The organism is Moorena sp. SIO3A2, assembly GCF_010672265.1.
In the GTDB taxonomy this organism is placed as follows: Bacteria; Cyanobacteriota; Cyanobacteriia; order Cyanobacteriales; family Coleofasciculaceae; genus Moorena; species Moorena producens.
In genome coordinates this window covers 22,923-45,449 of sequence record NZ_JAAHHC010000003.1, presented here as the reverse complement: position 1 = coordinate 45,449, position 22,527 = coordinate 22,923, and the positions used below count along the sequence as shown (strand labels likewise).

The window sequence follows — 22,527 nt, the reverse complement described above, 5'->3', positions numbered from 1 at the left end:
GACTCGTTGACACTCCCCGGCCTGTTCGCGTAGCGTCGGCTTTGCCGAAAGGCTTGGGGATTCTTGCTTGGCCGTAGGCCACGCTACGCGAACAACGATTCGACTTACTCAATCTGGTCGGAACCAGAAGGAATAGAGGCCAAATCTCCACAAGTGTTCGGGTCTACGACCCAGGTTCCGGTGTGCCCCACCGTACCCAAGGCTATGCGCGAGTATGTTGATGGCGGCACTGTGGTCTCTATCTAGCTGACAACCACACTTGCAGGTATGGGTTCGAGTTAATAGTGACTTCGTGACCACCTCACCACAACTAGAACAATTCTGGCTAGTATAGGCAGGGTTTACTGCAACAGTTATCCTGCCATATTTATCGCCAAAATGCTCCAACCATTTTCTAAACTGATACCAACCTGCATCATTAATAGACTTAGCAAGGCAGTGGTTTTTGACCAGATTTTTTACCCTTAGGTCTTGCCTTCGGCACGCTGCGCGAACGTAGGCGATCAAATCGTTAGACTGAGCTACGCAACGTGCGAGGGATTGCTCGCGCAGTGTTCTTCACGTTGCCTACTTATCCTTAGGTGTGCCCTACCTAGTTTGTTAATGGCTTTTCGACGGTTAGCAGAGCCTTTATTTTTTCGGTAAACCCGACGTTGATAAAACTTGAGACGCTTTTCACCCGTTCTATAAAACCGAGGGTTGGGTTGTGTATTGGCGTCGGAATCCGTATAGAAATCCTTCAGTCCTAGATCTAGCCCGACAGTGTTTCCAGTTGGTTTTAATTTTTCGTTGATATCAACTGAAACACAGAACTGGACGTAGTACCCGTCAGCCCGTCGAACTATCCTAACCCTCTTAATTTGTTTTTTGTCGAAGCGCCACAAGTCCCAAGTACCTTTGAGTTTTAGTTTCCCAATACCCTTATTGTCCCTAAACGTTATCGACTTTTTGTCAGGGGACAATTTCCATCCGGACTGCTTGTATTCAACAGAGCGGCAGTGTTTTTGGAACTTCGGAAAACCCTTTTTTCCAGGTACTTTTTTCTGGCAATTATCGTAGAAACGGGATATCGATGACCGGAGATGAAACCTTAGAATAGTGGAGCCTTTATAGGCGATAGGCTATGCAGAAAAGGGTTAAAACTCATGAAATAAGGCTCCACTATTCTTACGGTAACTTCTAACCATGCCCTTTCAGCCGCAGCTTGGCGGGCAGTAGAGTTTAATTCATTGGCAAAAGGGAACTGCTTAGCTAAAACTTTGCAGTATTTGCTTAAGTCATATTTACCAGTCCCTTTCTTGTCCATCCATAGCCTAATGCAACTATTTCGGATAAATTTCATTGTCCGAATAGCTTCATCAATGGCTTGGTATTGGTGCTTTTTACCTTTGGCTTTAAACTCTAAAATAATCATTTACCTAAGGTCACGCTCCGCGAAGGTATATCCACCTTTACCTGTAACATTTTATTATACCACACGAGCGCGAAAATCGTCAGGATAATTTTCAGTAAAAACCCGTCCTAGAATCCTAGAAGGGAGCAGGTCAATTTTGTAAGAACACTTGAACTACAAACTCTTGAACTATAGTGTTTTCCGGGATTGAGTACCAGTTATCAGTCGTTTTAGTACATTTATTCTACGAATTTGACATGCTCCCGTCCTACAAGGACGGGGCTTTAGACCCAGTTTTTTGGTAATTACTGAGTCTTGGGGTTTCACCCCATCCGTAGGTGAATTTTGAGGATAGCTTTGAGCGGCTGCATCAAGACAACTATAAACCTGGTTTTAACGGTCTTGATGGGTAAGTCCTGATTATCTTGCTTTAAGAGGTAAGATCCTCAATCGAGTAACTCAAAGGACTTGATCTCTAACACCGGACCAATCATCGCAAAGCTCATCACATCCTCTCGCACCTCTCCTGTAACCGTGACCTTTATTCCCGATTGCTTTAACTCTGGGGGAGTGTCCTTGAGTTCATAGGTTTCCCCTGAGTCAGAAACCAGTGCCCAGGCTCCTGACCCCATCTCTTTGCGCTCAATCACGCCTGTGATGCTGATCGTCATGCTGATTGTTTCTCCCCTTGAACGGCTAAATAAGCTAGTCCAAAACAGAGCAAGGCATTGGCAATCAGGAACACCCGAGACAAAACCCCGCCTCCTAGCCAAATTAGCTCAGGTGAAACCACAGCACTCACGGCTAGGCAACTGGCCACACCGAGAGCTGAACCAACCGCTAACCACTTCCATTGCGGATGTCCTAACAGTAGGGCGATTAAAATAAATGGAATCACAACACTGGCAAATAGAGGGTTGAGAAAACTGCTGCTGCCAATAGCGCTACCTAATTCTGGAATCGAACTGCCCATGACTCGGAAAGGCCATTGGGGTAAGTCAAATATATACAAACCTTTCAGGAAGAATAATCCTGAACTCCCCGCTACTAAGCCAGTGGCAAGAGACCAACTCCAAGTAAAAGGAAAATAATTGCGCAAGAACCAGGCCAGCAAATAGGAACCTAGTACCATAGCAATCTTTGGCCACAGGGCGATCACACCACCGTCAATCCAAAAGCGAGGATTGAGATAGCCGTTATCCCGTAACCAGCGGAAGAAGTCTTGGAAAGTAATTTGTCCTTTCAGAGCAAGTTGAACGGCAGCACCAGCATCTAATTGTCCAGCACCATAGTGGTTTAGGGGGTCATCTTCTATAACTCGGGTGGACTGCTTGAGTACATTCAATACATCAGCAGGGTCTTGAATCCCACTAGCTTTGATTAAAGCTGCCACACCAGCAACATGAGGCGATGCCATACTGGTGCCTTGGAAGCCAGCAAATACAGGGGTGCCTGTATCTCCATCAATCGTCTCTTGCAAAATCTTACCATTTTCACTGCCACCAGGGGCTGAGATATCTACCCCAGCACCAAAGTTAGAGTAGGGAGCTTTCAGACCTGCGGAATCAAGGGCAGAAACACCAATAACATGGGGATAGCGGGCGGGATAAGCGGCAGCATTTTGGTTAGAGTTACCAGCAGCAGCCACTAGGACAACACCTTTGTGGTAGGCATAGTCGATTGCCTCTGCCATCAGATTGCTTTCACCAGCCCCTCCTAAACTCATGTTGATCACATCTGCCCCATGATCAGCGGCAAAGCGAATCGCTTCTGCAATATCAGCCACTGTACCACCACCATGGGCTGCCAATACCTTCAGGGGCATCAGGCTAGCTTCGTAAGCAATTCCGGCAACACCGTAACCATTGTTGGTAGATTGGGCAATGGTACCGGCTACGTGAGTACCGTGACCTTGATCATCCCATGCTTCAATCCGGTCATTAACAAAGTCGTAGCCTTCAACAAATTCAGTATCTTTCAAATCTGGGACTGCGCTGACCCCAGTGTCAATCACTGCTACTGTTACCCCACTACCCTTGGTGTCATCCCAGGCAGATTCTATATTAATGCTGCGCAGGTTCCACTGCTTGCTATAGTCAGGGTCATTGGGAACCTCGAAGGCACTATAGGTATAGTTCGGTTCAATATATTCTGTTGCTTGGGATAGTCCTGATTGTTTCAGGGTATTCAGCAGTTGTTTATCTCCCTTTAGGATATATATGTGATCCGCTGCTGAAAATTCACTATTGAGTTGGGGATTCACCTCGTATTGTTGTGCGATCGCTTGCAATTGCTCATTAAGTTGAGCAGCTGGGATATCTTCCCGGAAGTCGATCACAATCGACTCAAAATTCCCCTGATTTGCCAATCCTTTAAAGTTAAACAGGGCAAAACCCAGCCCTACTACAAACAGACACAGTATCAAAAATTTTCTCATGGCAATCTGTCGCTGGTTCGCGAGTCTTTAATCACCACGATAACTTATATAGCAAAGGGAGTAGGGAGTAGGAAGTAGGGAGTAGGGAGTAGGGAGTAGGGAGTAGGGAGTAGCGATGCAGCGCGGCCAAAAGCAGTTAACCAAGGCTGAAGGGGCAACAGGTCAGCTAGAATCTTTGTAATTTATTTACAAAATCCCAATCATGCTACTTTGGTAACCTTGCTAGTTTGGTTTTTTCATGTTCAGAATACTTTAATTCCCGAGCTCGACCTGCCCCTGTTTTAGTCACCCAAACTGAATTAAAGTTTTCCAGCATAATGTTGGTAGAGTTAATCTTTTCATTGGTTCCCATTGGCTCAATAATTGTATTGGAATTAGGGAAGACAAAAACAGGGATAGAAACCCGACTATTGGGGCTTGTATGAATCACTTCATGGGCAGTGCTGACAAATAAGCCATTCGTCCAGTATTGCAACATATCCCCCAAATTAATCACAAAAGCATCTTCTAAACAAACCGCATCAATCCAGGCATTTTTGGCATAAACCCGTAGGGAAGGGGTTGGGAAATACTCTTGGATTAACACGGTGAAGATGCCGGTATCTGTGTGTTTTCCGGCAATGCCATACTCAGGAGGATAGTAATTGGCTCGATGGATCAGGATTGGATCGTCAAAATAAGGGTCAAACCAATCCGCGTCTAGGTTCAAAGCCACAGCCAGCCCCCTGAGAAGGTGGGGAACAATTTTGGTCAGGATTTCCCCTTGAAGCTGATAGTGGAATGCAGCAAAACCAGGGGCTACAGTGTCATCAGGAATCAAGGTAGGACCAGTAAACGGCTTGTCTGAAGGTGGATGTTCGATTGCCTTGGTCAAAAACTTCCTTGGGATCAGGACCAACCTCTTCATGGAAGGTTTCGCCATAAAGGGGAATGTAGCCCCTAGAGGTGTTGGGATAAACCGTTTGTTTGTCTTGGCCGTAGGCTTTTTTAATGTCCTCTGGCAACTGGAAAAAGTTACGAGAGCTGTCGATAGTTTGTTGAACTAAATCGGCAGAAATACCATGATCTTTCAAATAGAAAAAACCATGATCTAAGCAGGTGTTGTAGAGGCGTTTGTGTTCTTGATTACCTGATTTTGACCCATTGAGGTCTGTTAATTTTGTTAATGAAATTACGGGTAAGGTTTTCATTTATAATTCTCCTGATTTATGTAGCAATTAGCGCGATCGCAACTAGGGCAAAACCTGGTTAACTGACAAAAATTGAAGTCAAAAGTGTTCAAATGCTTATGGTTCGAGGAGTTGCAGGACTTGACTAAAGTTAGTAGGATCTCCAAGGTTTCTACGCCTAACATCTCCCAAGGTCAGGGGTTCAATCCAGTTGTAGCCCCACACGAGTTTATAAATCCAACTTCGTTTATATTAAGTCATAACAGCGATTTCTTCACTGGTTCTGCCTTGGGCTAGCAACCAGATGATTTGATAGTGGGAGCGTTCAATCGGATCTTTCCCTTGACGATAGCGCTGTTCTAGTTCTCCTATACTCAGATGGGGTTCTATACTGATTCGCTTGGGCATCAGTTTGGAGCTGGGTCTTGCATCTGTGATATATTACGGTTATTTAATACAACTAGATATTACACAATAGCAGGAGGCAGAGGGGTAAATCTTTGACTTCTAACTCTAAAGCCGGTTTTTTCGTATAATCGATCAAGGAAATGCCCGTCACAACTCTGGTGCGAGTGTGCAGAAAACAGCACAACAGAATCACAGACCAGGGCATCAATTCCAAAATTTGACCGCTAGCCCAAGCTTGGTGAGTATTAATGCTTAGTAGAACTATTGGAATTCTTCGGGATTTGCCAACTGGATTTTCCCATGATGCCGCCAAAGAAATTGAGCAAGCAACTTCTCTGCCATGGCAAGAAAATTCTTACCGTGAGTATACAAGTCAGGGATATGAAGTTTTGTCACTCTTTAGTAAAACTGGAGACTCCACCGATACAATTATTGAAGATTGCAGCCCAAAAGCAACTCTTGAACTTGATAAATTGCCAACAATACGTTCATTTTTAGAGCATTGCAATCTATCGTTGATGTGGGTTAGATTAAACAAGCTTGCTCCAGGTACTTGCTTTTGGGAACATCGAGATTATTCTGAATTGTCTGAGAAGCAGAAAGTCAGGCTGCATGTACCAATTTCCACATCACCAGATAGCTACATGGTTTTCTCTGATACATCAGTTCACTTGAAGCCAGATACTCTCTGGCTTTTACGACCTGATTCTGATGTACATGGTTTTATAAATGGACAGTCTGTAAGAATCCATTTAATAATAGATGCTTATCTAAACAATGAACTCAGCAATGAAATTGATCAAGTATATTTACTTGAAGAAAGTGTAACCATACTGCCTGAACCAACCCCTGATATCTACAATAAACTACTTAGCCTTGCTGCTAGACTTGTTGATGAGAATCGAGAACACGATGCTGAGGAAATGCTACTTACAACCTTTTTGCAATACAATCAGCCCTTAGGTTTTTCCTATGACTTAGTTGTCAGTTTGTACGAAAAATATTCCCGGCTTGAAAAGGTGCAGGAATGGATTAGTAGAAAGTATAGATTTTTGCATCAAGAGGAACTTCAAAATGTCAAGAATAAATAGGAGCAGCCAGATCATGCAACAAGATCATATTGAAGGTAAGATCATTGACGGTCGTCTTGGACAATTTCACAGAGATGTGCATGCCCTCACTTATGATCCAGATAGGCTAGAGAGAGCATATGATAAGCATGCAGAGAATTACGATGAATTTCTCTTGGACTTAGCTGGAGACGGTACATCTGGCTGTAGTCACTATACAACCCTATTCTTTAGTAGGCACGTGCCAAAACATAAGGGTCTGCGCATCTTGGATGCAGGGGTTGGTACAGGTATTGGTGGAGTTGAACTGATCAATCTGGGTTACAATCCTCTCTCGATCATAGGTGTTGATCTGTCCTCAAAAATGTTAGCGCAAGCAGAGAAGCGAGGAATTTATGAGGCACTTCATCATGCCTGCTTCCCAGAAACAAATGAAATTTTGCAGCCAGATGAATTTGACGCAGTCCTGTGTGCTGGAGGGTTCAGTCATGCAGCAATGCCTGATTCCGCAATGCCTGAATTTGTAAGAGTCACTCGACCAGGAGGGTTTGTTGTATTTAGCGTTCGCAAATCTGTGTATGACAAGTCTGATTCAGCGATAACAGCCATGATCAAACGCCTAGAAGAAAATCGATCCTGGAAGATTGTTGCTCAAGAGTGTGGGGACTATCTACCTGCTGATGGGGTACAAGCAGTTTACTTTGCCTGCCAAGTTCTTTAGTACAGGCTTTTGCGCTCCTAACTAGGGCTTGCTGAAAAAGTAGCGGAAAAATCGGAGGCAATGGTTAGATGAATTAAACTGACTCAAGAGATAAGTTTTTCGGGTCTACAATGAGTTTTTAATAATAACTGATAATCAGTCAAGCCCCAATGGTCTCACTGTAAGCATTCAGCCGTTGGCCATTCGGGTAGCGTGGCCAACGGCCAAGGCCAAGGCTCATGGTAAGCGAACAGCTTAAAATCAACCTATGCAAGCCTATGTCCACGCTACGCAAACGTTAGAATTTAAGACTTCGAAATTTTACCTCTTTAGCTGAAAGCTGATTGCTGATAGCTGAATACTTATAATTACTTTAATTCTTTAGCCCGACCTGCCCCTGTTTTATTCACCCAAATTGAATTCAAATTTTTCAGCATAATGTCAGTAGCATTGATCTTTTTATCGGTTCCGATCGGTTCAAATGTTGCGTTGACATCTGGATAAACAAAGAAAGGAATCGAAATCCGACTCCTGGAGAGTGTATGAATCACTTCGTGGGGAGTACTCACAAACAAACCATTTGTCCAAAGTTGCAACATATCCCCCAAATTAATCACAAAAGCATCTTCTAAACAAACCGCATCAATCCAGGCATTTTTCGTATAAACCCGCAGGGAAGGGGTGGAAAAATATTCTTGGATTAACACAGTAAAAATGCCGTTGTCTGTATGTTTTCCTGCCACACCACTTTCAGAGGGGTAGTAAATGGTTCGATGGATCAGGATTGGATCGTCAAAATAAGGGTCAAACCAATCCGGGTCAAGGTTCAAAGCAACAGCCAGTGCCCTGAGAAGGTGGGGAACAATTTTAGTCATAATTTCCCCTTGAAGCTGATAGTGGGATGCCGCAAAACCAGGGGCTACAGTATGATCAGGAATCAAGGTCGGGCCAGTAAACGGCTTGTCTGAAGGTGGATGTTCGATTGCCTTGGTCAAACAGTTCCTTGGAATCAGGACCAACGTCTTCATGGAGGATTTCGCCGTAAACGGGAACGTAGCCCCTAGAGGTGTTGGGATAAACGGTTTGTTTGTCTTGGCCGTAGGCTTTTTTAATGTCCTGTGGCAACTGGAAAAAGTTACGAGAGCTGTCGATGGTTTGTTGAAATAAATCAGCAGAAATGCCATGATATTTCAAATAGAAAAAACCATGATCTAAGCAGATGTTGGAAAGGCGTTTGTGTTCTTCGTTACCTGAGTTTAAACCATTGATGTATTTTAACTTTGCTAATGAAATTACCGGTAAGGTATTCATTTATAATTCTCCTAATTTATGTAGCAATTAGCGCGATCGCAACTAGGGCAAAACCAATGCCAATCATTTGTTTCAGGGTCAGTGTTTCGTGCAAAACAACTAACCCCAGGACAATGACCACTAAGGGATAAAGGGCTGATAGGGTAGAAACGATTGCCATAGAACCTTTAGAAACTGCCTTGATATATAGCAGAAGTCAGAAGTCAGAAGTCAGAAGTCAGAAGTCAAACTCTTGCGCTTACAAAGGGTGTGAGACTTTTGTCATGTCCTAACTGCCCTGGCGACTGCTATAAAATAGCACCCCCAAAAAGTTCAGCATACCTGCAATAATGGCTAAAATAGCGCCTTTTGGATGGTTTTTCAAGCTATTACCAAGGTTTATCAGGATAAGTAAGGCAAGGATTGTTCCCCCTAATCCCTGGTAGACAATGGCACTTTTAGCGCTAATGTACTGATCAGAAAATTTAGGTAAGAAAGCCCAAAATCCCCAAGATAAAACTGTGCCTAATGTGGGTATAAACCATTCTTTAATCTATTTATTTATACACCGCGATCGCTTCACCCAAAACATCAAGTATTGGCTCTACACCCAGCCCTGGAGCTTCTGGCGCAAAGGTTTTACCCCCTTGATTGCGGGCACCACCTGTAGCTGTGTCAATAGTTAGCATATCATTACATAACCAAGTCGCACGCAAAAACATTCGTGGAGTTGCCTGGGCAAGATGCACCGCTGCCGTATCTGCAATCACACTACCCCCAGTTTCTTCAATATTCATCCGAATCCCAGTTTCCACACAAAAATCTCGGATGCGCTTGGCTTTAGTTAAACCAGCAACCCGATTAATTTTTAACCCAATTGCTTCACAAGCATGGTCACCTTGAGCGCGGACAATATCCCCATAGCGCTGAATACATTAATCTAAGATAATCAGATGAGATGTGACGCGACGGACTTGAAGACATTCTTCATAGGTTTCACAGGGTTGTTCAAAATAACAAATAGAGTCAGTAAGTAGGTGGGCATCACAACAAGCCTAAAAGCGATGCACCACGGCCAAAAGGAAGGTGTTTCCCCCATCAACGACTGCATCAAAACAAGAAGACAAGGGTTAGGCTGTGAGTCAAATACAAAAACAATCCTATACAGTTCAAAACAAGAAGACAAGGGTTAGACTGTGAGTCAAATACAAAAACAATCCGATACAGTTCAAGACAGTTGCTAACGATCGCCTCGATTGTCTTAAGCATTCAGCTATCTTAAGCATTCAGTTATCAGCCATAGCCCAAGACTCACGGCTGATAGCTGACAGCTGAATGCTTAGCAATTGTCTGTTTTCTTAGTCTGATTGGCAATCACTTCGCCTCGTAAAAGCTCTACAATCTAACCGTAGCCCCATTCCTCGTGGCCTTATATAACACACGCTATGCCCGCCTATCTGTGATGCTTGATACAAATTCAGTTTTAGACGTATTACGACCGGTACAAGACCCCGAACTCCAGAAGAGTTTGGTGGAGTTAAATATGATCCGCAATGTCAAGGTTGACAACGGTATAGTGAGTTTTACCCTAGTGTTGACCACCCCAGCCTGTCCCTTGCGGGAATTTATTGTAGAGGATTGCCAGAAGGCAGTGAAACAGCTATCGGGAGTAGAAGATGTAGTAGTCGATGTTACCGCTGAAACACCTCAGCAAAAATCCTTACCTGACCGCACTGGTATTGAGGGCGTGAAAAATATTTTAGCCATTTCCAGTGGTAAGGGGGGCGTCGGTAAGAGTACTGTTGCGGTAAATGTGGCAGTTGCTTTGGCTCAGTTGGGGGCTAAAGTCGGTCTCCTAGACGCTGATATCTATGGTCCCAATGCTCCAGCCATGCTGGGATTAGCTGATGCCAAAGTCATGGTTCAGAAAGGAAAACAGGGGGATGTGATCGAGCCAGCCTTCAACCACGGTATCAAGCTAGTGTCCATGGGATTTCTAATTGATCCAGACCAGCCAGTGATTTGGCGCGGACCGATGTTAAATGGAATTATTCGCCAGTTCCTCTATCAAGTAGAGTGGGGTGAATTGGACTATCTGATTGTGGATATGCCACCAGGCACTGGGGATGCTCAGCTAACCTTAGCCCAAGCAGTACCGATGGCAGGAGCAGTAATTGTGACAACACCCCAAAATGTCGCTCTTTTAGACTCCCGCCGAGGCTTGAAAATGTTTGAGCAAATGGGAGTCCCCGTGTTGGGAATCATAGAAAATATGAGTTACTTTATCCCACCAGACTTGCCCGATCGTCAGTATGACCTGTTTGGCTCTGGAGGAGGTGAAAAAACATCAAAAGAACTAGGGATTCCCTTGCTCGGTTGTATTCCCCTAGAAATTTCCCTACGGCAGGGAGGGGATCAAGGATTGCCCATCGCTGTTGGCAATCCAGAGTCAGCCTCCGCTAAAGCACTGGTAGCGATCGCATCTCAGATTGCAGCCAAAGTTTCCATTGCTGCCCTTTCTAATTAACAAAGACTTGCAGGCAATAATAACTCAAAAATAGAACATGGAAAATCACCATTAACAATTTTGTAATCCCTAATGCCTAATAGCTCATACCGTCAGCGGTCAGCGGTCAGCGGTCAGCTTTCCCTAACTTAGATTAAACGAATGCTTACTTGTTTTATTCAAAAGCTGTTCGGTGTAGCGTGCCCTATGCCCACGCTACTTGAGGTGCCGTCAGCCGTCAGCTCTCAGCCGTCAGCTTATTTTATTCAAAAGCACCTCAAGTAGCGTGTGCGTAGCACATAAGCTGATAGTTGATAGCTGATAGCTGAAAGCTGATAGCTGAAAGCTGATAGCTGAAAGCTGATAGCTGATAGCTGATAGCTTAGCTCATACCTAATCGCTCATACCTCATAACTGATGGTACAAATTAATAAATTTAGAATTAGAAATAGTATTCGTTGGCGGCTGTTGTGGGCCCCCTGGCAGGACTTAGACTGGCAACTATTATTCCTGACTGTGGGGCTAACCATCTTTGGGGCAGTGATGATTCGCTCTGCAGCCATCGACAATGGTGGAAACTATTGGGTCTCCCACTTGCTCATTGGTAGTATTGGATTGTTCATCGCTCTATTCATCGCGCGATCGCGCTATCATTCCCTGATCCAATGGCATTGGGTAATTTACGCCATCACCAATCTGTCCTTAATTGCTGTAATGATGATCGGTGCCAGTGCTAAGGGGGCTCAGCGTTGGGTTACCATTGGAGGGTTTAATGTTCAACCCTCAGAATTTGCCAAGATCGGCTTGATTATTACTCTAGCTGCCATCTTGCACAAACGACCCGCTACTACCATTCCAGCAGTAATAGCAGCTTTAGCAGTAACTATATTACCTTGGGCATTAGTGTTTGGGCAGCCTGATCTGGGAACATCCTTGGTGTTTGGGGCAATTACCTTGAGTATGCTTTACTGGGCAAATGCCAATCCCGCCTGGTTGCTCGTGTTGATTTCCCCTCTGGTGTCAGCCATTGTCTTCAGTCTATCTTCACCTGCATGGTATACCTGGGCTGCTGTAATCACACTGATTGCTTTCCTCAGTCTCCCTTGGCGCTGGTTGGGAGCCTTGGGTACCCTGGTTATTAACCTAGTTGTCGGACCGTTAGGAAAAGTCTTCTGGAATCTGTTGAAGGACTATCAAAAAGACCGATTAACGCTCTTTTTGAACCCCGATCTAGACCCTCTTGGAGGAGGATATCACCTAATTCAGTCTCGGATTGGGATCGGTGCTGGTCAACTTTGGGGAAGGGGACTAAACCAGGGAACTCAAACTCAACTCCACTTTATCCCGGAACAGCATACTGACTTCATTTTCTCAGCCATTGGTGAAGAACTAGGCTTTGTAGGTTGCTTGTGTATTTTATTAGCCCTGTGGTGGTTGTGCCTACGCTTGGTGCTGATTGCTCAGAATGCTAAAGACAACTTTGGCTCTCTGGTAACAATTGGCGTGCTCTCAATGATTGTGTTTCAAACCGTGATCAACATTGGGATGACTATTGGCTTAGCTCCCATCACAGGAATTCCTCTACCTTTACTCAGTTACGGTCGTTCAGCCCTACTAACCAACTTTCTTGGCCTAGGGTTGGCTCAAGCAGTGGCCAATTATCGACAGCGATTGAAGTTCCAATAAGTTATGGGTTGTAAGATACTGGATGACTAATAAGTCCAATAGCCCCTATCCTAGTAAAGGAAATCTAAGTAAGGCAATCTAAGTTTTTAGGCACTCATGATTTTTCCAGGTTCTATAGTTCGTGTAATCAATGTTGACGATACCTATTATCGCTTTGAGGGGTTAGTACAGCGCGTTAGTGATGGTAAAGCAGCTGTGCTGTTTGAAGGAGGTAACTGGGATAAATTAGTGACGTTTCAGCTGTCGGAAATCGAAGAGGTGAAACCAAAAATTGGTAAAAAGGGTTAGATAGATCACTTGTCGTCTCCAGTAAGCCCCTAATCAGCCTCTAAAAAACTCTACCAGACTACTGTTTCAACACCCTCTTCAAACTGGGGCATTAAACTGGGGCATACATCAATCGCATAAATCAATCAAGGGGCATACATCAATAACTAATGACTAATGACTAATAACTAAACCATGCGCCTTCCCTTACCCCAGTTTACCCCCAGCAATCGCTCAGAACATCACCTTGCTGAGGTGATTGAAACAGCAACTACAGAATTTCTAGCTCAATGTTTAGAGCCAGAAGATCTAAGCTTTCCAGTCATGCCTGCTTTTGGCAGCTGGGTAAAATCTGTAGATGATGAGTCAGGTAATCAAATTTTTGCTGTAGTTTATTATGCTACTACTAGCCCGATTGACTCGGTTCATCGAGCAACAGCTTTAGGATTGTCACTGGCAGAATTACGTGAGCAGCAGCCTCAGATTTTCGCAATGCTCAAAACTGAGTTTCGTGCTGCCATCGTTGGGTTTATGTCTTCGGAAGAGGGTGTTAATGGTTTTAGCAACCATCACGGTCGAGTCTATCAGTATCTTCCACCCCGTCCACCGCAAATTCATCAACCTGTCTACCAGTGTGAACCATCAGAGGTTATTCACTTTAGTGAACAGTTGGATTTTTTGCGAACACTTTTGGAAGTTAATGGTGCCCCAGTAGACCCCCTGACAGCAGCTGTAATTAGAGAAGTTTATCGTCTTCGTCAGACTGACCGTGACTGGTTAGTCAAGGCCGGACGAACCTTGAGTGTCTTACTTAAGGATGATTATGACCGCTTGCGGTATATTTTAAGTCAGATTCATTGGTAGTATCCTCCTCCCCTGTTATCCCTTACGGGGATAACGGGTTATCCTACCCATTACTTATTGAAAGAAAAGAATTGAAGGTTTGGAAATTTTCCCATGGTGCATAAGCTGATAGCTGATAGCTGATAGCTGATAGCTGATAGCTTACGTTCCCTGTTCCCCGTTCCCTATTACCTTTACTAATTACCAGCTTGATCTATTTTAGCCTCCAATTGAGCTACCTTTTGCTCCAGCTGTTTCTTCTCCAATTTCAAGTTTTCTGCTAAAGCTTCAATTTTTTCGCGACGTGCTTCTACTTCTAAATCGCGGATATCTAACCCTTGGCTTTTCAAGGTAAGCTCTTGCCGCCATTGTTCAGCCCGTTTCATTTCTTCGTCTAAAAAGGTAGACTTAACCTCAGCTGTTAAATACTTCTTGACTAAATCTAATACCCAATCGGTGGCAGATTGAATCGTGATCACCTGTTGAGTTTCAGCCAGATCTATTAAGACTAAGCAACCTTCTTTGAAAGCTTGGGAATTAGTAAACGTGACAGGTCTTGGCTCAATGAATTCCCAGAATTGATCAGAGTTTTGGCGGGCAAGTAGTTGCAATTGCAGCCCGCCAAAATCATCATTGTCTTGAACTTGAGCTAGGTGTAGCATTACCGGTTTGATAGAAATCTGTTTAAAGTCTATTTAAGCGATCGCGTAAAATAGACTCTTGCTTTTTAGCCTCAGCTAATGCCTCTTGAGCACCCTTAACCACTGCTTCTGGAGCTTTACTCACAAAGTTCTTATTACTCAGACGCCCAGACAAGGATTTGACTTCCGCCTCCACTTTACCTAAATTCTTTTCTAACTTAGCCCGTAGAGCATCCACATCCACCACACCAGTTAGGGGAATTAGCACCTCGACAGTGCCGACTACACCCGCCATGGTATTCTTGAGCTCTTGGTCCAAGGCTGGAGTGATGCTTAATTGATTGACCTTACCTAAGTCTTTGATATAGGCAATACCCGCCTCCAAAATTTGACGTTCCTCACTGTTGCTGCTTTGCAAAATAACAGGTGCGGTCACCCCTGGTTTAATCTCTGCCTCAGCTCGGAGGTTGCGGATAGTACGGATTGTACCGATCAGCAGCTCAAACCTTTGCTCTAGTTCTGAGTCAATTAGAGAACTTGGGGATATAGAAGATTGGGTATTGCCTATTGACGAAATGTTACGGTCTGTTTTAACCTCCCTCTGTTCTATATCTTTGATATCTTCTATATCTTTAATATCTTCTCCCTGTTTGATATTGCCATCAATAATACCCATTTTGGACTCGATTTTCTTCAATTCCGAGGATTGCTGAGTTTCTTCCTTGCCAAAAATTTCTGTTTTGATGGATTGAATTTCTTCCGATAACTCTTGACGATTCTCAGCCTTGAGCACATAACGGGAAACAAACCAAATGGCATATCCTAGACCAATCAGTTCTAAACTAGTTGAGACTAAGGAAATGCGATTGATCGCACCCACGAAGGCTGTGAGGATATTTAGAGCAATAATTCCTCCCACAACCAACCCCGCTGCGATCATCGGTTGTTTGTAGTTCTCGAACAACGTCTTAGAAAGTTCTGGCAGTTTAGACAATACAGCTAAACTTTGGTTAGAGATTTCCTTTCCCATAGACAACGCTGTTCCTGACCTGGGTGATTGGGAATCAGGCTCATCGGAAAGCGCACCTTGATTATCCGTTGATTTATTATCGTTTAGTAGTTCGGTCTCCGTGGTCTGTAGTTCCTGTTCCCCAGTTTGACCATCTAGGTACTCTATAGGATAAGGTTGTAGTGCCAACACTTCCCCAGATTTCTGGGTCAAGGTGTGCCAGATTTCTTCAGTGATATGGGGCATGAAGGGATGGAGTAGCTTTAGGATACCCTCTAAAACGTAAGCTAGAGTTTGCTGTGCCACAACCCGCGACGGAGACTTAGCATCCTGACGGAGCCTGGATTTGACCAGTTCAATGTACCAATCACAAAAATCACCCCAGATGAATTCATAAAGTCCTTTAGCCGCTTCTCCCAAGCCATAAGCATCTAGATGATCCCTAGTTTGACGCACCACTTGATGAAAACGCGAAAGAATCCAGCGATCGCATAATTCCAATGCCTCTACTGTTGGTTGACCCAACTCTTCGGGAGTTTTACCATCAAGGTTTAACATTACAAACCGTGCTGCATTCCACAGTTTATTGGCAAAATTGCGAGATGCTTCTACAGAAGCTGACTCATCGGTCTTGCGGTTATACTCTAATCGGATATCTTGACCTGCACCTGCCACTTCCCGAACCAAAGTATAGCGCACGGCATCCGTACCATACTTGTCAATCAGGATTAAGGGGTCAATACCATTGTTAGCCGACTTAGACATTTTCTTATTGTTCTCATCCCTCACTAGGCCGTGGATGTAAACACTTTTAAACGGCATCTGACCCGTAAAATGTCTTGCCATCATGGTCATGCGGGCAACCCAGAAGAAAATGATGTCAAAACCTGTTACCAGGGTGGTAGTCGGATAGTAAGTCTTCAAATCCTTGGTCTGATCAGGCCACCCCATAGTAGAGAAGGGCCACAATCCTGAAGAAAACCAGGTATCCAACACATCTGAGTCTTGCTCTAGCTTGACATTTTCTCCAAATTTTGCTAATGCTTTCTTCTTAGCCTCTGCTTCATGGTGAGCCACAATAAACGGAGTCTCGCTAGTGATTGTGCCATTGGTTTCACTCACCACATACCAAGCCGGAATTTGGTGTCCCCACCAGAGTTGGCGGGAAATGCACCAGTCTTTTAATTTCACCAGCCAATCTCGGTAGACCTTTGTCCAACGTTCCGGGATAAATACTGGTGAATGGTGCTGGTCAAGAGACTCTAGGGCTCTGTCAGCTAGGGGGCGAATTTTGACAAACCATTGCGTTGAGATTAGGGGTTCAACAGGAACCTTTCCGCGATCGCTATAGGGTACCGTATGTTTGTAGTCCTCTACCTTAAGCAACAGCTCTTCTGCTTCGAGCTGCTTCACCACATTTTTCCGGGCTTCAAACCGGTCTTGTCCTTGGAAAGGGCCAGCCTTTTCATTTAAGGTGCCATTCTTATTCATGATGTTAATGAATGGCAGACTATGACGCTGACCCATTTGAAAGTCATTAGGGTCATGGGCAGGAGTTACCTTGACACAACCGGTGCCAAACCCTGGATCAACCAACTCATCAGCAATAATCGGAATTTCTCGTCCCATAATTGGCAAGGTTACAGTTTTACCAATTAAATCCTGGTAGCGTTCATCATCAGGATTAACTGCAACCGCCGTATCCCCCAACATAGTTTCTGGTCTAGTGGTAGCTACTTCCACAAAACCATTGCTATCAGTCAGGGGATATCGAAAATGCCACAAATGCCCATCAACTTCCTTATTTTCCACTTCCAAATCTGATACAGCCGACTCCGAGGCTGGACACCAGTTGACCATATATTCGCCCCGATAAATCAGTCCCTGATCATAAAGTTGGACAAAGGCTTCAATTACCGCTTTCGATAAGCCTTCATCCATCGTGAAGCGTTCCCGCGACCAATCCACCGAGACTCCCAAACGCCTCAGCTGGTTAACGATGGTGCCACCTGATTCTTCCTTCCACACCCAAGCCCGTTCAAGAAACTTTTCCCGTCCCAAGTCATAGCGGGTTTTGCCTTCAGCTTCTAGCTGTCTATCGAGAATGGTTTGTACAGCAATACTAGCGTGGTCAGTTCCCGGTAGCCACAGGGTATTGCGTCCTGTCATCCGGTGGTAACGCACGAGGGTGTCAATCAGGGCACTCTCGAAGGCATGACCCATGTGCAACTTCCCAGTAACGTTAGGTGGGGGGATAACAACGCAGTAGGGTTCACCCTGGTGATTTGGGTCAGCTTTGAAGACTTGGTTTTCTTCCCAGTATTTTTGCCACTTGGCTTCGGTGGTTTTGGGTTCGTATTTGGTTGCCAGGGTGGGTGTGGTTGCGGTCATGCTGGGAATGGTGAATAGATGGGCTTACCTCAATTTTGCCACAGGCTCAAGGTATAGTTAAGGGAATGAACTGCAAAGACGGGAAGGATGCGTGCGGCATAAAAGCAGGGGAGCATGAGTTGGTGGGCAGTCACCAAATACCTGTGCAGCTAATATATCGATAAGTATAGAAAAGCGAGTCGTCTTCGCGGTTGATCAATCGAGATCAACACTTGAGAGTTACCCTATCAGCATTTACAAAAATTTCCACATCCACAGTCAGATAAAGTGTCATGCTTATCATATAACAAATGAATAGCAGAACAACTGAGGAGTTAGGAGCTTGAAAAAAGTAGAAGCCATCATCCGGCCATTTAAGCTGGACGAAGTCAAAATCGCCCTAGTCAACGCTGGCATTGTAGGAATGACAGTGTCTGAGGTCCGAGGCTTTGGACGCCAGAAAGGTCAGACTGAACGTTATCGCGGTTCAGAGTACACTGTGGAATTCCTACAAAAACTCAAAGTAGAAATCGTCGTAGAAGATGAACAAGTCGATATGGTCGTAGACAAAGTGATCGCTGCAGCTCGCACCGGTGAAATTGGCGACGGTAAAATTTTCATTAGCCCCGTCGATCAGGTGGTCAGAATTCGTACTGGGGAAAAAAATCTAGAAGCCGTCTAAATATCCTATATACCAATATACCAAGGGAGCTGAGGGATACTCTTAAACCGGTATAAGTTGGGATAAACCCAGATAATCCGGTCAAGGTGCAATTTATTGTTGTCCAAGTGAGGAGTGGTCGTACAGTAATTGGAGTTGAACCTCCCACTCGTCTATTTGGACGTTCCTGGCATCCCGGTCAGGAGTTGCTTGAAAGCCTGAGTTTTGCTATGTTTGGAGTCAAGCCAGCCAAGCTCAACTGCATCTAGCAAGCTCAGTCCCATACCTTTCAAGAAACGCGCGGTACGACGCAACAACACTGCCTGAACCTCAGCCCTAGAAGAGAACCGAGAAATTTCCTTGTCCGCACCCCTAGCAAGGATGTTCTTGGCGGCATTGTGGTCAGCCTGTAACACGACCCCATCAAATCCGGTAAAGTTATCCCCAGTCCTTTTCCCTAATAGGGTTCCATTCCTGGAGTCAACTTGCGACGTGTAACTAGGCTGAACTTCCGTGACAACCGAGCCAGTCCAATTCGCCCATTTATGCAAGGAGTCCCGCATAACTCCAATCATCCAACTATTGAGTTTGCGGGACATAGCCTTAGACTGACGCTTATTCTTAAACGGTTGTGTTAAATCTTCTGCAAATACTTTTAAGGATTTTTCATCAAAAAGAGACTTTGAGGCAGCTCCTATTATTGCCTTTAGTTCTGATTGGTTTCTCCTGTATCGTTTATTCTCGGTCTTTCTGCTCAGATTGTTTCTTAGTATTCTAGCAGACTTGGCTGAGTCTATCTTTTCTAGTTTCCGGTGAATAGCCCACAGCTTTCCTCTGTTTCGATTTTTTTTACATATTCTATCTGATTTTATTGTAGCTACTTTACCTAGTCCTTTCCCGTGTCCCTGACCTTCTGAGTCATAGAATGCTTCAGTGTATCCCTTGTCTACTCCAATACTCTGACGGTCGGCAGGTATTTCTGAAGTGCCATGGTTTACTAAGAAGTGAATTTCAAATCTTTGCTGAAGTTTGTTGTAGATCAACCTAATCTGTCCTTTGATTTTTCGATTAGATCTGACCACTATCCTGTTCCTCTTCCCTCTCCTTAATCCCGCCAATTCCAGTTGATAGGTATTACGAGAGAGTTGCTGGCAGCTATAACATCCTTGTTGATAAACTATCTGGTTCCTAACCCAAGAATGTCCTTTTTGGAACTCTTTTCTTACGAGTCTGTGCAGCAATGAACTTTCTAGGAAAGTCAAGGTTTTTAGTTGTTGACAAAGCTCTTTTCTGGTTTTTTTATTCTTATCTCCAGGAAATTTACGATAGACCTTCTTTATTACTACCTCTATACAGGCCGCCTGGCTCGCTGTAATGGCCTTGGCTACATCGCTAACCGTCCATTCCATCAATTTAGAGGGTAGTCCCAATGATTCGGGAGGTCTAAAACTTCTAACTTCTGGGTAAGCTTTCTTCCAGTCAAGTCCCCAATAGCTAATGCTACCTAGCTTGTTGTAAGACTCAGACCTAACTACCCCCAGCTTTTTCATAGTAGACAGCAACTCAATTTCAACCGATCCAGTCATCCCCACTACTGGGACAACTTGAGTTGATATCTTTTTTGTTGCTCCTACTTTCTTTGGCATTATCAACAGCTAAGTCCTATACCTTGATTATACACTAGCGCTATAAAAATATCCATGTCCATTTCATGCTGTTAAATACTGATTTATCCCTATTTTTAGGGGTTTAATTGCGAGGCACAGTTTACCGAGTTAGCGTGCCTCAGTTGATTTTTATAGGGAATTGACGGTTTAAGAGTATCCCACGCTAGTTAACCTAAATGTTTCAACTGAGGCAGTAGTAATTCAAAAGCCTTGCCACGATGAGAGCAGGATCGCTTGATCTCAGGCTCCATCTCAGCAAAGGTCAACCCCTGCTCTGGAACAAAAAAAATTGGGTCGTAGCCAAAGCCACCAGTTCCCCGAGGAGCTGGCAAAATTTCTCCCCGACAAATCCCTTCAGCTTGGAAAGCGATCGCACCATCTGGACGGGCAATCGCCACTACACAAACAAACTGGGCTTGCCGATTGACTTCCAAACCTAGCTCCCCCAGTAGCCGGTCAATTCGCTCTTGGTCGGTTTTGCCGTAGCGTGCAGAATAAATCCCTGGAGCACCATCTAGGGCATCGACTTGCAAACCGGAATCATCAGCAATTGCCCATTTTCCAGTTGTCTGGGCTACTACTGATGCCTTCAGACAAGCATTGGCAGCAAATGTATCCCCAGTTTCTTCAATCTCTAGCTCTGGTGGCTTTAACTGCAATTCCCAGTCCAAAGAATCTAGGTATGTCTGCATTTCCCGCAGCTTACCAGGATTGCCTGTAGCTACAACCAGCAATTTTGGCAGCAAATTTGGGGTTTGATGTTGGGATTTTGGATTACTCAAAGCAACAAGGTCAGATTGTTTGATGAAAGGTTAACTGGCAATCAGAGTCAATTCGATACAGTTCAAGCAGCGTTTAATGCCCGATTGTGATCTTACTTAACCATTGCCCAGATTTTCAATATCGCACCCAAAACCAGCTAACCCAAAATCCAACACTAATCCAACATTTCAACTCTAAAACTGACTGGCCCAATCTTTAGCCCAGTTCAAGGTTTGAGTTACCTGTTCAAGGGTAGCTGCTTCACAGTAGAGTCGCAATAAGGGTTCAGTGCCACTAAAACGAATCAGCAACCAGCTGTCGTTAGCTAAACGGAATTTGTACCCATCGGTGGTTTGGCAATCCACCACTGCCTGACCATTAATTTCTTGGAGAGGCTGAGTTTGTAATTGTTCTTGTATACGCGATCGCACTTCCATCCCCGATAGATGTAAATCGATCCGGTCATAGGCAGAAGCATAGCCAGTTTGCTCTTGGAGACTCTTGTAGAGTTCACTTAAGTCTTTTCCAGATTTAGCGATCGCTTCTAATATGTACAGTGCTGATAATAAAGCATCTCGCTCAGGAATATGGTTGCCATAGCCAATGCCTCCGGATTCCTCACCCCCTAGCAAAGCAGGAGTGGATAACATCCGGTCAGCAATATACTTGTAACCGATAGCAGTCTCATAAACTGGCAAATTATACAGTGCTGCCACTCTAGGAATTAGGTCAGAACCACTAAGGGTTTTGACCACTTCACCACTAAAGTTACGTCGTGATGCTAGATGTTCAATCAGGATGGGAATCAGGATTTGGGGGCTAAGGAAATTGCCCTGAGCATCAGCCGCTGCAATGCGATCGCTATCCCCATCAAATGCCAACCCAACCGCTAATTCAACACCCGGTTCGCGGTGGTGACTCTGGAGCGCTTCAAATAGCTCAGACAGATAACCGGGTAAAGGTTCTGGGGATTTGCCACCAAATAAGGGATCCCGTTCGGCCTTAATTTCGATAATAGGTACCCCAAGAATCTTGTTCAAGCCTCCTGCTGCTGCACCATTCATCACATGGGCAAAGACAGTCAGTTTACCCTGACTAATCAGCTGTTGAATCAGGGCAATATCAACCTTTTGTCTTAAGGCATCACAGTAACTTGACCATGGGTCAAAGGTCTTGATACTACCCTCTTTCTTAGGTGTAGCTGGTGCTTGAGAAAGTTTGGCTTCAATCTGTTTAGTTATTTCTAGAGGAACTGATCCACCAAACGCTCCTTTGACTTTTAAGCCTAGGTAATTGCCAGGATTATGACTAGCAGTAATTACCAAAGCTCCCAAAGCATTTTGGGACTTGGCTGCCCAACTGAAGGCTGGTGTAGGAGCATAACTGTTAGAGAGTAAGACATCAAAACCAGCAGATTGAACCACCTCTGCAGTTTTTTTGGCAAAGTCTTCTGCCATGAAGCGTCGGTCATGACCCACTATAATCGTTTGGCTACCCGTGGTTTCCCCATAAGCATCTGCCAGAACTTGAGCAGCAACAGGGGCAACTATTGCCAAGCGCTCGAAGGTAAAATCGGCGGCAATGATACCTCGCCAGCCGTCTGTCCCAAATTTAATTGAATCTCCGGCAATCGCCATAATAGTAGTAT

Annotated in this window: 22 protein-coding genes and 2 pseudogenes; 8 read left to right on the top strand and 16 right to left on the bottom strand. The window is 44.6% G+C overall.

The genetic code is table 11. The annotated features are described in order from the left end of the window. Positions 1-104 precede the first annotated feature (104 nt). The 7 genes and pseudogenes from F6K64_RS04445 to F6K64_RS38725 all read right to left on the bottom strand — a co-directional run. Positions 105-1,414 (bottom strand): annotated as a pseudogene (locus F6K64_RS04445) (RNA-guided endonuclease InsQ/TnpB family protein). A 425-nt stretch (positions 1,415-1,839) separates the two neighbouring features. After that, a complete protein-coding gene (locus F6K64_RS04435; RefSeq protein WP_008186190.1) occupies positions 1,840-2,064 on the bottom strand; it encodes a hypothetical protein in 225 nt (74 codons plus the stop codon). Further along, positions 2,061-3,830, bottom strand: a complete 1,770-nt coding sequence (locus F6K64_RS04430; protein ID WP_287264931.1) for a S8 family peptidase — start codon at positions 3,828-3,830, stop codon at positions 2,061-2,063. The genes F6K64_RS04435 and F6K64_RS04430 overlap by 4 nt, the downstream gene beginning before the upstream one ends. 205 nt (positions 3,831-4,035) lie before the next feature. After that, entirely contained in the window at positions 4,036-4,704 is a 669-nt protein-coding gene (locus tag F6K64_RS04425; RefSeq protein WP_229414582.1) for a 2OG-Fe(II) oxygenase family protein, read from the bottom strand. After that, positions 4,640-5,020: a 2-oxoglutarate and iron-dependent oxygenase domain-containing protein gene (locus F6K64_RS04420; protein WP_008186179.1), complete on the bottom strand. Its 381-nt coding sequence runs from the start codon at positions 5,018-5,020 to the stop codon at positions 4,640-4,642. Before F6K64_RS04420 ends, F6K64_RS04425 begins: the two co-directional genes overlap by 65 nt. Positions 5,021-5,251: 231 nt before the next feature. Next, on the bottom strand, positions 5,252-5,407 hold the full coding sequence (locus tag F6K64_RS04415; protein ID WP_008186177.1) for a hypothetical protein: 156 nt from the start codon (positions 5,405-5,407) through the stop codon (positions 5,252-5,254). 121 nt (positions 5,408-5,528) lie between these two features. Beyond that, positions 5,529-5,627: pseudogene (locus F6K64_RS38725) on the bottom strand (IS982 family transposase); the annotation flags it as partial. A gap of 28 nt (positions 5,628-5,655) precedes the next feature. On the opposite strand from F6K64_RS38725, the gene F6K64_RS04410 reads away from it, so the two are divergent. Continuing rightward, on the top strand, positions 5,656-6,498 hold the full coding sequence (locus F6K64_RS04410) for an aspartyl/asparaginyl beta-hydroxylase domain-containing protein (RefSeq protein ID WP_287264929.1): 843 nt from the start codon (positions 5,656-5,658) through the stop codon (positions 6,496-6,498). Positions 6,499-6,511: 13 nt separating this feature from the next. Further along, a complete protein-coding gene (locus tag F6K64_RS04405) occupies positions 6,512-7,198 on the top strand; it encodes a class I SAM-dependent DNA methyltransferase (RefSeq protein ID WP_008186174.1) in 687 nt (228 codons plus the stop codon). 347 nt (positions 7,199-7,545) lie between these two features. Here F6K64_RS04405 and F6K64_RS04400 read toward each other — a convergent pair whose 3' ends face one another. The 4 genes from F6K64_RS04400 to F6K64_RS04385 form a co-directional block, all read right to left on the bottom strand. Next, positions 7,546-8,172 carry a 2OG-Fe(II) oxygenase family protein gene (locus F6K64_RS04400; RefSeq protein WP_229414581.1) on the bottom strand — a complete coding sequence of 209 codons (627 nt, stop codon included), beginning with the start codon at positions 8,170-8,172 and terminating at the stop codon, positions 7,546-7,548. Then, positions 8,108-8,488, bottom strand: a complete 381-nt coding sequence (locus tag F6K64_RS04395; protein WP_287264927.1) for a 2-oxoglutarate and iron-dependent oxygenase domain-containing protein — start codon at positions 8,486-8,488, stop codon at positions 8,108-8,110. The genes F6K64_RS04400 and F6K64_RS04395 overlap by 65 nt, the downstream gene beginning before the upstream one ends. A gap of 16 nt (positions 8,489-8,504) precedes the next feature. Then, on the bottom strand, positions 8,505-8,648 hold the full coding sequence (locus F6K64_RS04390) for an EamA family transporter (protein WP_008186167.1): 144 nt from the start codon (positions 8,646-8,648) through the stop codon (positions 8,505-8,507). Between the two features lie 376 nt (positions 8,649-9,024). Further along, complete coding sequence (locus tag F6K64_RS04385; RefSeq protein ID WP_267872056.1) at positions 9,025-9,381, bottom strand: enolase C-terminal domain-like protein; 357 nt, start codon at positions 9,379-9,381, stop codon at positions 9,025-9,027. A 545-nt stretch (positions 9,382-9,926) separates the two neighbouring features. On the opposite strand from F6K64_RS04385, the gene F6K64_RS04380 reads away from it, so the two are divergent. From F6K64_RS04380 to F6K64_RS04360, 5 genes are all read left to right on the top strand, one after another. Then, on the top strand, positions 9,927-10,994 hold the full coding sequence (locus F6K64_RS04380) for an Mrp/NBP35 family ATP-binding protein (RefSeq protein WP_502708028.1): 1,068 nt from the start codon (positions 9,927-9,929) through the stop codon (positions 10,992-10,994). Positions 10,995-11,135: 141 nt separating this feature from the next. Then, on the top strand, positions 11,136-11,258 hold the full coding sequence (locus F6K64_RS04375) for a hypothetical protein (RefSeq protein ID WP_287249107.1): 123 nt from the start codon (positions 11,136-11,138) through the stop codon (positions 11,256-11,258). A gap of 132 nt (positions 11,259-11,390) precedes the next feature. Then, positions 11,391-12,659, top strand: coding sequence for a rod shape-determining protein RodA (rodA, locus tag F6K64_RS04370; RefSeq protein WP_008186160.1), 1,269 nt, complete (start codon positions 11,391-11,393; stop codon positions 12,657-12,659). 96 nt (positions 12,660-12,755) lie between these two features. Further along, positions 12,756-12,947, top strand: coding sequence for an NAD(P)H dehydrogenase subunit NdhS (locus F6K64_RS04365; protein ID WP_044493740.1), 192 nt, complete (start codon positions 12,756-12,758; stop codon positions 12,945-12,947). Between the two features lie 174 nt (positions 12,948-13,121). After that, the gene (locus F6K64_RS04360; RefSeq protein WP_287249100.1) at positions 13,122-13,790 is read left to right on the top strand and encodes an HAS-barrel domain-containing protein; all 669 of its coding nucleotides are present in this window, start codon (positions 13,122-13,124) and stop codon (positions 13,788-13,790) included. 176 nt (positions 13,791-13,966) lie between these two features. Here the strand turns inward: F6K64_RS04360 and F6K64_RS04355 are convergent, their stop codons facing one another. Together F6K64_RS04355 and F6K64_RS04350 are read right to left on the bottom strand one after the other, a co-directional pair. Next, positions 13,967-14,431 (bottom strand): HmpF-related protein, encoded by a 465-nt coding sequence (locus F6K64_RS04355; protein WP_287249098.1) that lies wholly within the window; start codon positions 14,429-14,431, stop codon positions 13,967-13,969. Positions 14,432-14,453: 22 nt separating this feature from the next. Beyond that, positions 14,454-17,810, bottom strand: coding sequence for a valine--tRNA ligase (locus tag F6K64_RS04350; protein ID WP_287264925.1), 3,357 nt, complete (start codon positions 17,808-17,810; stop codon positions 14,454-14,456). A gap of 322 nt (positions 17,811-18,132) precedes the next feature. Here F6K64_RS04350 and F6K64_RS04345 point away from each other — a divergent pair, with 322 nt between their 5' ends. Next, a complete protein-coding gene (locus F6K64_RS04345) occupies positions 18,133-18,471 on the top strand; it encodes a P-II family nitrogen regulator (protein WP_008186144.1) in 339 nt (112 codons plus the stop codon). 152 nt (positions 18,472-18,623) lie between these two features. On the opposite strand, the gene F6K64_RS04340 is transcribed toward F6K64_RS04345, so the two are convergent. The 3 genes from F6K64_RS04340 to F6K64_RS04330 form a co-directional block, all read right to left on the bottom strand. Further along, on the bottom strand, positions 18,624-20,096 hold the full coding sequence (locus F6K64_RS04340; RefSeq protein WP_008186142.1) for a zinc ribbon domain-containing protein: 1,473 nt from the start codon (positions 20,094-20,096) through the stop codon (positions 18,624-18,626). Positions 20,097-20,284: 188 nt separating this feature from the next. Continuing rightward, on the bottom strand, positions 20,285-20,860 hold the full coding sequence (gene rdgB / locus F6K64_RS04335; protein ID WP_071986902.1) for an RdgB/HAM1 family non-canonical purine NTP pyrophosphatase: 576 nt from the start codon (positions 20,858-20,860) through the stop codon (positions 20,285-20,287). 213 nt (positions 20,861-21,073) lie between these two features. Beyond that, on the bottom strand, positions 21,074-22,516 hold the full coding sequence (locus F6K64_RS04330) for a phosphoglucomutase/phosphomannomutase family protein (RefSeq protein ID WP_008186138.1): 1,443 nt from the start codon (positions 22,514-22,516) through the stop codon (positions 21,074-21,076). Positions 22,517-22,527: the final 11 nt, after the last annotated feature.